The sequence below is a fragment of the Methylobacterium iners genome, from assembly GCF_022179305.1.
Taxonomy (GTDB): domain Bacteria; phylum Pseudomonadota; class Alphaproteobacteria; order Rhizobiales; family Beijerinckiaceae; genus Methylobacterium; species Methylobacterium iners.
In genome coordinates, this window is record NZ_BPQP01000009.1 from 111,991 (window position 1) to 122,371 (window position 10,381).

General features: G+C 69.0%; 7 protein-coding genes and 1 pseudogene. 4 read left to right on the forward strand and 4 right to left on the reverse strand.

Translation table 11 applies throughout. From position 1 onward, the window contains the following. Positions 1-287: 287 nt before the first annotated feature. From MFF55_RS03790 to MFF55_RS03800, 3 genes are all read right to left on the reverse strand, one after another. Positions 288-1,802, reverse strand: a complete 1,515-nt coding sequence (locus tag MFF55_RS03790; RefSeq protein ID WP_238242748.1) for a tripartite tricarboxylate transporter permease — start codon at positions 1,800-1,802, stop codon at positions 288-290. 131 nt (positions 1,803-1,933) lie between these two features. Next, the gene (locus tag MFF55_RS03795) at positions 1,934-2,455 is read right to left on the reverse strand and encodes a tripartite tricarboxylate transporter TctB family protein (protein ID WP_238242749.1); all 522 of its coding nucleotides are present in this window, start codon (positions 2,453-2,455) and stop codon (positions 1,934-1,936) included. Between the two features lie 101 nt (positions 2,456-2,556). Continuing rightward, a complete protein-coding gene (locus tag MFF55_RS03800; RefSeq protein WP_238242750.1) occupies positions 2,557-3,573 on the reverse strand; it encodes a Bug family tripartite tricarboxylate transporter substrate binding protein in 1,017 nt (338 codons plus the stop codon). Between the two features lie 677 nt (positions 3,574-4,250). Here MFF55_RS03800 and MFF55_RS03805 point away from each other — a divergent pair. Beyond that, positions 4,251-6,400: pseudogene (locus MFF55_RS03805) on the forward strand (methyl-accepting chemotaxis protein). 16 nt (positions 6,401-6,416) lie between these two features. Here the strand turns inward: MFF55_RS03805 and MFF55_RS03810 are convergent. Beyond that, the gene (locus tag MFF55_RS03810; protein WP_238242751.1) at positions 6,417-7,121 is read right to left on the reverse strand and encodes a DUF2270 domain-containing protein; all 705 of its coding nucleotides are present in this window, start codon (positions 7,119-7,121) and stop codon (positions 6,417-6,419) included. A gap of 141 nt (positions 7,122-7,262) precedes the next feature. Here MFF55_RS03810 and lgt point away from each other — a divergent pair, with 141 nt between their 5' ends. The 3 genes from lgt to pgeF are packed head-to-tail and all read left to right on the forward strand — an operon-like array spanning position 7,263 to position 10,011. Beyond that, entirely contained in the window at positions 7,263-8,147 is an 885-nt protein-coding gene (lgt, locus tag MFF55_RS03815; protein WP_238242761.1) for a prolipoprotein diacylglyceryl transferase, read from the forward strand. Positions 8,148-8,197: 50 nt separating this feature from the next. Beyond that, entirely contained in the window at positions 8,198-9,229 is a 1,032-nt protein-coding gene (locus MFF55_RS03820; protein ID WP_238242762.1) for a class I SAM-dependent methyltransferase, read from the forward strand. Between the two features lie 11 nt (positions 9,230-9,240). After that, positions 9,241-10,011 carry a peptidoglycan editing factor PgeF gene (gene pgeF / locus MFF55_RS03825; protein WP_238242752.1) on the forward strand — a complete coding sequence of 257 codons (771 nt, stop codon included), beginning with the start codon at positions 9,241-9,243 and terminating at the stop codon, positions 10,009-10,011. Positions 10,012-10,381 lie beyond the last annotated feature (370 nt).

Below are 10,381 nucleotides of genomic sequence, written 5' to 3' on the forward strand. Positions count from 1 at the left end.
CTCTATAACTCTCCTCGTTGTCATTCCGGGGCTGTGCAGCAGAGCCCGGAACCCAGAGCCGCCGACGAAGCAGGCTGGATCGCGACCTGCGGTTCTGGGTTCCGGGCTCGCCTGCGGCGCCCCGGAATGACAAAGGGGGGTTGAAGAACCCCATCTGCCATCGCCCCGCCCTCGTGGAGGGGGCACAGGCGGGGGTGGTTCCGACTGCCTGAGTCCAGGGTCACCCACCCACCTCCAACTCCTCTCCGCAAGGGGGAGGAGAGCGCGGCGGCGATCAGGCACCGCCGTCACGGAGACAGCGGCGCGGGAGCCCGTGGCCGGAGCCTGGCGAGACCGGCCGAGATGAGCGGCCAGAACAGCATGGTCAGGGCCAGCGTCACGATCGAGCCGACCAGGGGATTGGCCCAGAAGATCGACACGCTGCCCTGCGAGAGCAGCATCGCCTGGCGGAAGGCGCTCTCGGCCATGTCGCCGAGCACGAGGGCGAGCACCAGCGGCGCCAGGGGATAGTCGAGCTTCTTGAACAGGTAGCCGATCACGCCGAAGACCAGCATGACGGCGATGTCGAGCAGCGCGTTGTGCACCGTGTAGGCGCCGACCGCACAGATCACGAGGATGATCGGCGCGATGATGCTGAAGGGCACCCGCAGGATCGCGGCGAAGAAGGGCACCGTCGTCAGCACGACGATGAGCCCGGCGACGTTGCTGAGATAGATGCTGGCGATCAGGCCCCAGACGAAATCCTTCTGCTCCACGAACAGGAGCGGGCCCGGCTGCAGGCCCCAGATCAGGAGGCCGCCCAGCAGCACGGCCGCCGTCGGGGAGCCCGGGATCCCCAGCGTCAGCATCGGCAGGAGCGCGCTGGTGCCGGCGGCGTGCGCCGCCGTCTCGGGGGCCAGCACACCCTCCGCCTCGCCAGTGCCGAATTTCGACCCCGTGCGGGAGAAGCGCTTGGCGAGCCCGTAGCTCATGAAGGAGGCCGGCGTCGCGCCGCCTGGCGTGATGCCCATCCAGCATCCGACGATCGACGAGCGGATCGCCGTTGCCCAGTACTTCGGAAGTTCCTTCCAGACCTGGAGCACGACCCGCGAGTTGATCTTGGCGGTCTTGCCCTTGAAGGCCAGCCCCTCCTCCATGGTGAGCAGGATCTCGCCGACGCCGAACAGCCCGATCACGGCGACGAGGAAGTCGAACCCGCGCAGGAGCTCGGTCGAGCCGAAGGTCATGCGCAGCTGCCCCGTCACGGTGTCGATCCCGACCGCGGCCAGCGCGAAGCCCAGCATCATGGCGGCGATGACCTTGAGCGGCGATTCCTTGCCCATCCCCACGAAGCTGCAGAAGGTCAGCAGGTAGACTGCGAAGAACTCGGCCGGCCCGAACTGCAGCGCGAAGCGCGCGATCAACGGCGCCAGGAAGGTGAGGAGCAGCGTGGCGACGAAGGCGCCGAGGAACGAGCCCGTGAAGGCGGTGGCGAGCGCCTCGCCCGCCCGGCCCTGCTGGGCCATCGGATAGCCGTCGAAGGTCGTGGCCACCGACCACGGCTCGCCCGGGATGTTGAACAGGATCGAGGTGATCGCCCCGCCGAACAGCGCGCCCCAGTAGATCGACGACAGCATGATGATGCCCGACACCGGCGACATGCTGAAGGTCAGGGGCAGGAGGATCGCGACGCCGTTCGCGCCGCCCAATCCGGGCAGCACGCCGATCAGGACGCCGAGGAAGATCCCGACGAACATGTAGAGGATGTTCATCGGATCGGCGAGAATTCCGAAGCCGTGGATCAGAGAGAGAAGCGCGTCCAAGGCAGGGGCTCCAACCATTCTCGTGCGGCGTGCCGAGCGTTTCCGGCACCATCCGCGATCATCGACGAAGGACGCTCATGCGTACCGTGCCGTCATTCCCCACCGAGCGAGAACGTCGCCCGGTGATTCTCTCAATAGCCCAGCGCCGCTTCGATCGGACCCTTCGGTAGCGGCACGAGGAACCAGATCTCGAACATCATGAAGAGGAACAGCGGCGTCAGCACCGCGATCGGCAAGATCTTGTAGAAGGGATACTTGCCGAGCCAGCGCATGAAGAACAGAATGAAGAGCCCGGATGCCAGGTAGATCCCGAGGAAGCCGATCGAGATCACGAACACGATTGTCGGAACGAGCACCTGCAGGACTTGGCGAAGCTGCGTGCGATCCACGAAGGTCGGGTCGGCCGCGTTCAGCCTGCGCAGATGAATCGCGAAGGTGGCCGCGCTGACCGCGAACATGATGACGCCGATCCTGAATGGGAAATAGCCGGCGCCCGGCCCGTCCTCCTGCCAGCTCGCCCCGAGCCGCCAGTTGTCGACCATGATCAGGGTCGCGAGCGCCATGAAGAGGCCGGCGACGACCAGCTCCATGCTGCGCTTGGAGACCGTGTTCTCGGAGGCGGTGTTCCCGCCGTGCTCGGTGTCGTGGGCCATGTCTCGTCTTCCCGGCACGTCGTGCCGATGCCTGATTGATCTTGCCGGGAGGGCCGGGCACGGAGGAGCCTCCGCCGCGTTCAGTCAGCGGACGCCTGTCCTCACTTCGCGAGGAAGCCGGCCTTCTCCATGAGCGAGCGGTGGAGCGCGGCGGCCTTGCCGAGCCAGCCCTTGAACTCGTCACCGGCCATGAAGGTCGTGTTGAAGGCGCCCTTCGCCATGAAGTCCTTCCACTCGGGCGTCTCGCGCACCTTCTTGAACAGCTCGACGTAGTAGTCGACCTGCTCCTGGGTGGCGCCTGGCCCCATGAAGATCCCGCGCAGCATCAGGTACTCGATGTCGAGGCCCGATTCCTTGCAGGTCGGGATGTCGCCCCAGGACATGGAGGCGGTGACGTTCTCCTTGAGCGGGATGCGCTCCTTGTCGAAGACGCAGAGCGGCTTCAGCTCGCCGGCCCGCCACTGCGCGACCGCCTCGATCGGGTTGTTGACGCTCGAGGTGATGTGGCCACCGACCAGCTGCGCCGCGACGTCGCCGCCGCCCTTGAAGGGGACGTAGGTCATCTTCGTGCCGGTCGCCTGCTCGATGGCGGCCGTGATGATCTGATCCTCCTGCTTCGAGCCGGTGCCGCCCATCTTGACCGAGTTCGGGCCCTCGGCCTTGGCGGCCTCGACGAAGTCCTTGGCGGTCTTGTGGGGCGACTTCGCGTTGACCCAGAGGACGAACTCGTCGAGGCCGAGCATCGCGACCGGCGTCAGGTCCTCCCACTTGAACGGCACGCCGGTGGCGAGCGGCGTCGTGAAGAGGTTCGAGAGGGTGATGATGATCTTGTGAGGGTTGCGGTTCGAGACCTTGAGGTCGAGGAAGCCCTCGGCGCCCGCCCCGCCGGCCTTGTTGATGACCACGAGGGATTGCGGCATCAGGCTGTGCTTCTGGATGATGCCTTGGAGCATGCGCGCCATCTGGTCGGCGCCGCCACCGGTCCCTGCCGGGACGATGAACTCGACGGTTTTGGTAGGCTGCCAAGCCGCGTGCGCCGCGCCCGCACCGAGGCCGGCGGATGTCAGGCCAGCGAGGGCTAGGCCACGCACGAGCGAGCGCGCGATTCCAGTCTTCATGAGGTTCCTCCAGCCGGGTCCTTTCAGCGCCCCGGACCGGTACGCCTTGGACTCTCGGACGATTATTGTGCGATCAGCATATTGTATATCTGAAGCAGGACAAGGGTCTTCACTGCGCCGGTAACAGCTGTTGCATACCGCACTGCAATATAAGTTGTGTCCCTCATGCACGAGGCAACCGAAGAACGTAGCCCCTCCGTGTCCTCCGATCTTGAGTTGCCTGAACTTGGCTCGCGGCGGACGGCACGTCGGGGCTGCAATGCCCCCTCTTCCGTGCGAGCTCTCAGGACCGTTCCTCCTGGTTCTGCTCCGAGCCGTGGACGATCCTTTTCGAACGGCGCCGCAGCTCGGGGCACGGTGCGGGTCGTCGTCAGATCCCCCGTTTGGCCCTTGGCTCTCTCACATCCCGGCAACAGGCCCGCATGCCTCGGCCCAGCCGTGAACCGCAATGCTGATGGAGGTCGTCGCGTCGCCTTCGCAAACATCCGATCACCGGAGCCGAGCAGCCCAAGCGTCTGAGGTATTCAATATTCATTGACTGGCGAGTGCAATTTTTTTCGAAGACGATCCGAGCGTTCCGCCTCATCTGAAATCATCATCTGGAAGACCGGAAACAGCTCGGTTTCTTAACATCTTCGCTCTACCCAATCGGTCTTTCTCAGGCCCGGTTTTCGCCCATGTCGCTCTTCACCAGTCTCAACGTCCGACTGCCGGCGGCGACGGTGGGCCTCGCCCTGCTCAGCGCCGCTGCCATGGGAGGATTGAGCTGGTACGCGGCGCGCGCCGGCCTGACCGAGGCGGCGCAGGAGCGCCTGCAATCGCCGCCACGGCCCGCAAGACGGGGATCGAGCTGGTGGCCGACCGTGCCAAGGGCGACCTGACGACGGCGGCGGGCAATCCGCAGGTGGCAGGCAATTTCACGGACCTCATCGAGGCCCTCGACCCGGCCAAGCCAGACTATGCCGGACTTGTTCAGTCCTTCACGAGCCCGCCCACGGCCGAGGCGCGCATGGCCGTCGAGGGCGGCGGCACCATGTACGGACGCCGTCACGCCAAGGTCCAGGAGGCCGCGCGCAAGCTCCTGGAGCGGCCGGGCTACGCCGACTTCATGTTCCTCGATGAGGCGGGCCGCATCGTCTACACGACGACGAAGAGCGCGGATTTCGCGCATTCGCTGACGGAGCCGGCCTTCGCGGCCACTGGTCTCGCCAAGCTCGTCGAGCGGCTCAAGGCCTCGGACGCCGACGCCACCCTCTACCAGGATTTCGCGCCCTATCCTGCCGAGGCTGGACCCTCCGCCTTCATCGGCCGGGCGATGACGCGCCGCGCCAACGTCGCCATGGGGACGGGCCAGGCCGCCTCCCGGGTCGGCTTCCTCGTCCTTCGCCTGACACCCGCCCTGTTCGATCACACCCTCTCCGAGCGGGCGGGGCTGGGCGCGACGGGCCAGGTCATGACGGTGGGGGCCGATGGCACCTTGCGCAGCAATCCTCCCCTGACGAGGATCGGCAAGGCTGGCCTGCCCGCCGCCGAGCTCGGCATCGCCACGCCGGCACTCAAGGCGGCTCAGCCCTTCACCTATGACGTGGCCGACGGCACCCGCATGGCCGCCACCGCCGCCGTGGCGGTCCTCGACGCGCCTTGGACGATCGTGGCCGAGCAATCCGAGGGCGAGGCGCTGGCGGCCGTGGGCACGCTGACCCGGACGCTCGCCGTCTCGGCCCTCGCCGTCCTCGCAATCACGGCCCTCGTCGGTCTCCTCTTCGCCCGCGGCATCGTGCGGCCCCTCGGCGCCCTGACCAACGCCCTCCAGGCGCTTGCGCGCCGCGAGACCCTGGCCGAGGTGCCCGGCAGCCGGCGCGCCGACGAGATCGGCGACATCGCCCGCGCCGTCGTGACCATCCGCGACATCTCGCTGGAGGAGGCGGCCCGGCAGCTCGAGACCACGCAGGCCGCCCGGATGCGGGAGGAGAGCGAGCGCCGCGCCCTGCTGCGCGACCTCGCCGACGGCTTCGAGCGCTCCGTCGGCCACATCGTCGACGGCGTCTCGCAGGCCGCGACCGGCCTCCAGGGCGCCTCGGGCAGCATGAGCGCGGCGGTCGAGGGCACCGCCCGCCGCTCGAACGCGGTGGCCTCCGCCGCCCGGGAGACCTCCGGCAACGTCAACGCCGTCGCCGCCGCGGCCGAAGAGCTCGGCGCCACCGTCGCGGAGATCGGCCGTCAGGTCGAGCAGGCAGCCGAGATGTCGCGCAAAGCCGTCGGCGAGGCCGGCCGCACAGCCGGCACCATGCAGGAGCTGTCGGCCGCCGCCGCCCGGATCGGCGACGTCGTCGGTATGGTCTCGCAGATCGCCGCGCAGACGAACCTCCTGGCCCTTAACGCGACGATCGAAGCGGCGCGGGCCGGCGAAGCCGGCCGCGGCTTCGCGGTCGTGGCGGCCGAGGTCAAGAGCCTCGCCGAGCAGACGGCGCGAGCCACCGACGAGATCGGCCAGCAGGTCGAGGCCATTCAGGGCGCCACCGGCGGCGCGGCCGCCGCCATCCAGGGCATCGTCGTCCGGATCGAGGGCATGAGCGTGGTGACCGCGAGCATTGCCGCCGCGGTGGAGGAGCAGGGCGTGACGACGCAGGAGATCGTTCGCAACATGGGCGAGGCCTCGACCGGCACCGGCGCGATGACCACCGAGATCGGCGAGGTCGCCCGCGCGGCGGCCGAGGCCGGCGCCTCGGCCGGACAAGTCATGCAGGCCTCGCAGGACCTCTCGCGGCAATCCGACCGGCTGCGCATGGAAGTCGGCCAGTTCCTCGCCACGGTGCGCGCGGCCTAGGCCGGAAACTTCGCTCTCAGACGTGGACGGAGCCGTCCTCCGTCTGCGGGGACAGCGGCCGCAGGGCGAGAACCACGAGCCCGAGGTAAAATGCCGCGATGGCGCCGGTGACGATGATCCCGGGGACGGGGCCCAGCGCCGCGTTGGTCAGGGCCGCCGCCAGATCGAGCGCAATGCGGTCTCCATCGGGGGCCGAGCCGGGGCCCGCGCCCGCGACCTTCAGGATCCAGGCCAGCAGCAGGATCAGGAAGATCCAGATGTAGTTGCGCCTCAGCCGCCGGGTCAGGGCATCCGTGAAGCTGATCCGGAACATGGGCTGGCGCAGATCGGCTGCGAGCTCATGCGCCCAGGCGCTCGGGTCGGCCGCCGCGCCCGCGAAGATGGGCGCGTAATAGTGCCGCTCCAATCGGCGGACCCGGGCGCGGTAGACGTCGAAGAACCGGTACCGTCGCGCCTCGATCGCCAGGAGCAGCAGGACGAGCAGCATCGCGAAGAGCAGGACGCTGTGGTGGGCGGCCGGCGCCGACAGGGAGACCGAGAGCATGGCGGCGATGACGGTGATCGCCCAGTTCGTGGTCCGATCGATCCGGTCCCGCCACCCCGCCATGCGCTGGATCTCGGCGCGATGGTAATGCGCCACCACCGTCGTGGTCTCGCCCGAGCCTCGCGGCAGCCCGAACGAGCCCGGCTTGCCCACCTCCGGTGATTGCCCGTCGCTCACGCCGACATCGTCCTCTCGATCTCGCCCGCCAACCCTCACCCGGCGTCGCTGCTTCGCAGGCCGCGGCGCCGAATCCCGGCGCGGACTTGACGCTCGCGGGGCCGGGTGTGCAATGCCCGCCCGTTCTCCGGAGGCTCGCCGATTTCGCCGCTCCTCGCCCTGCCCTTCCCGGCGATCGATCCCGTCGCGGTCGCCATCGGCCCGATCGCGATCAAGTGGTACGCCCTCGCCTACGTCGTCGGCCTCGTCGGCGGCTGGTACTACGCGCGCCGGCTGGTGGCGGCCGAGGGCCTGTGGGGCGTGGTGCGCCGCCCGACGCTGAACGACGTCGACGACCTCATCGTCTGGGTCGCGCTCGGCGTCGTCCTGGGTGGCCGGCTCGGCTACGTGCTGTTCTACAACCTGCCTCTCTATCTCGGCGATCCCCTGGAGATCCTGGCGATCCGCAACGGCGGCATGTCGTTCCACGGCGGCTTCCTCGGCGCGATCCTGGCGATCCTGCTCTTCGCCCGGTCGCGCAAGCTCGGCGGCCTTGTGCTGCTCGATCTCGCGGCCGTGGTCGTCCCGATCGGGCTGTTCTTCGGCCGCATCGCCAACTTCGTGAACGGGGAGCTCTGGGGCCGGGTCGCGCCGGACTTCCCCTACGCCGTCGTCTTTCCGACGGGTGGACCCCTCCCCCGGCATCCGAGCCAGCTCTACGAGGCTGCCACGGAAGGCGCCCTGCTCTTCGTCGTGATGGCGCTCTGCGTGCGAGCCTTCGGGTTCCGCCGGCCCGGGCTCCTGGGCGGCATCTTCGTGCTCGGCTACGCCGTGACGCGCACATTCTGCGAGTTCTTCCGCGAGCCGGACCGTCAGCTCGGCTACCTGTTCGGCACGGAGGACGGACCGCTCGGCGGCCTGACCATGGGCATGCTGCTGTGCCTGCCCATGGCCCTGGTGGGCCTCGTCGCGATCGTGCTGGCCCTTCGCGGCGCGACCCGTCCGCGCGCCGCGGCCGGGGAGTCGGTCCGGGCCGACGCGGCGTGAGCACGCCGCTCTTCGACGAGATCAGGAGCGAGATCCTGAGCGAGGGGCCGATGAGCCTCGCGCGCTACATGGCGCTCTGCCTCGGGCACCCGGTCCACGGCTATTATCGGACCCGCGACCCTCTCGGGACCCGGGGCGATTTCATCACCGCCCCCGAGATCAGCCAGATGTTCGGCGAGCTGATCGGCCTCTGGCTCGCATCGGCCCGGGCCGCGATGGCGGCGCCCGCGAATCTGCGCCTCGTCGAACTCGGGCCCGGCCGCGGCACCTTGATGACCGATGCGCTGAGGGCCCTGCGCCAAGTCGCGCCCGATCTCGCCATCGACCTCCACCTCGTCGAGACGAGCCCGGTGCTTCGCGCCGCGCAGCAGGAGCGCCTCGGGCAGGTCGGACCGACCTGGCACGCCGAGATCGGCACGCTGCCCGAGGGGCCGGCCCTCGTCGTCGCCAACGAGTTCTTCGACGCCCTGCCGGTGCGGCAGTTCCAGCGGACCGAGCGGGGCTGGTGCGAGCGGCTGGTCGGCCTCTCGGATGAGGGCCTCGCCTTCGGGCTCGCCGCCGAACCCGATCCTGACCTGACGACACCGGCCCCCGTCGGCGCCCTGATCACCGTGCCGGGCCCCGCGCTCGACCTCGTCCGCCGCCTCGCAAGGCGGCTCGTGGCGCAGGGGGGCGCCCTGCTCGCCGTCGATTACGGCCACGTGCGGCCCGGCTTCGGCGACACGCTGCAGGCGGTGGCCGGCCACCGCTTCGTCGATCCGCTCGCGAGCCCGGGCGAGGCCGACCTCACGACGCATATCGATTTCGCGGCGCTGGCGCGCGCCGCGACTGGCGAGGGCGCACGCGTCCACGGCCCTGTCGAGCAGCGCGACTTCCTGCTCGCCCTCGGATTGTGTGAGCGCGCCGAACGGTTGGCGTCGAGGGCGACGCCAGGGCAAGCGGAGGCGATCGCGTCAGCCTTCGATCGCCTGACCGATCGCGGATCGCGGGGAATGGGTCGCCTGTTCAAGGTGATGGCGGTCGCCGATCCCTCGATCACCGCGCTTCCGGCACTTCCGAATCCCCTGTCATCACCTGGGTGAATCCGCTCGCCATGATCATCGAAGCTCCCGAACTCAGCGCCCATGCCAATCTCCGGCACGCCTTCTTCACGCGGGCCGGCGGCGCGTCCGAGGGACTCTACGCCACGCTCAACGGCGGGCTCGGCTCGAACGACGAGCCGTCGCGCGTCGACGAGAACCGGCGGCGCATGTGCGCCCGGCTCGGAGTGGCGGAGGCGAACCTTGTCAGCCTTTACCAAGTGCATTCGGCCGAGGTCGTGGTCGTGGAGGCGCCGTTCGCCCGCGAAGAGCGGCCGAAGGCCGACGGCATGGTGACGCGCGTGCCGGGGCTCGCCCTCGGCATCGCCACGGCGGATTGCGGCCCGATCCTCTTCGCCGATCCCGACAACGGGGTCGTCGGGGCGGCGCATGTCGGCTGGAAGGGCGCCCTGACTGGAATCGTCGAGGCGACGGTCGCGGCGATGGAGGGGCTGGGCGCCGGGCGGAGGCGTATCGTGGCCGTCCTCGGGCCCACCATCTCGCAGGCGGCCTACGAGGTCGGGCCGGACTTCCTCGCGCGGTTCCAGGACGAGGCTCCGGGCTCCGAGCGGTTCCTCGTGCCGAGCGACCGCCCCGGCCATGCGCGCTTCGACCTCCCCGCCTTCGTGCTGTCGCGGCTGGCGGCGGCGGGGATCGCGCAGGCCTCCGCCCTCGGATTGTGCACCTACGCCGATCCCGAGCGCTTCTTCAGCTACCGGCGGACGACGCACCGCGGCGAGGCCGATTACGGCCGCTTGATCTCGGCGATCGCGCTGGTCTCCTGAACCCGACCAGTGGGTGCGACAATCTGTCATCGCGAGCTTGGCGGAAAAGCGGCGATCCGGATTGAACCTTGACCATTCGAACGGGTTGGGGGTTCAAGCAATCAAGGTCGAACGAAAACCGCAAACGTCCGGACATCGCCACAAAGGGGTCGCCTTCGAAGCGGCTGGCGTGATCGGATAGCAACAGCTTCGGCCAGGCTGCTGATCTAGAACCGGGGAATTACGCCAGACGTCTCCATCAAGGAGGGGCGGCGTCAATCGAGAGGACCAAACCATGAAGTTCTTGCTCCTGGGCGCCACCGCCCTCGCCGGCCTCGCCTTCGCCGGCTCGGCCTCTGCTGCTGACCTCCCGCGTCGTGCGGCGCCGCCG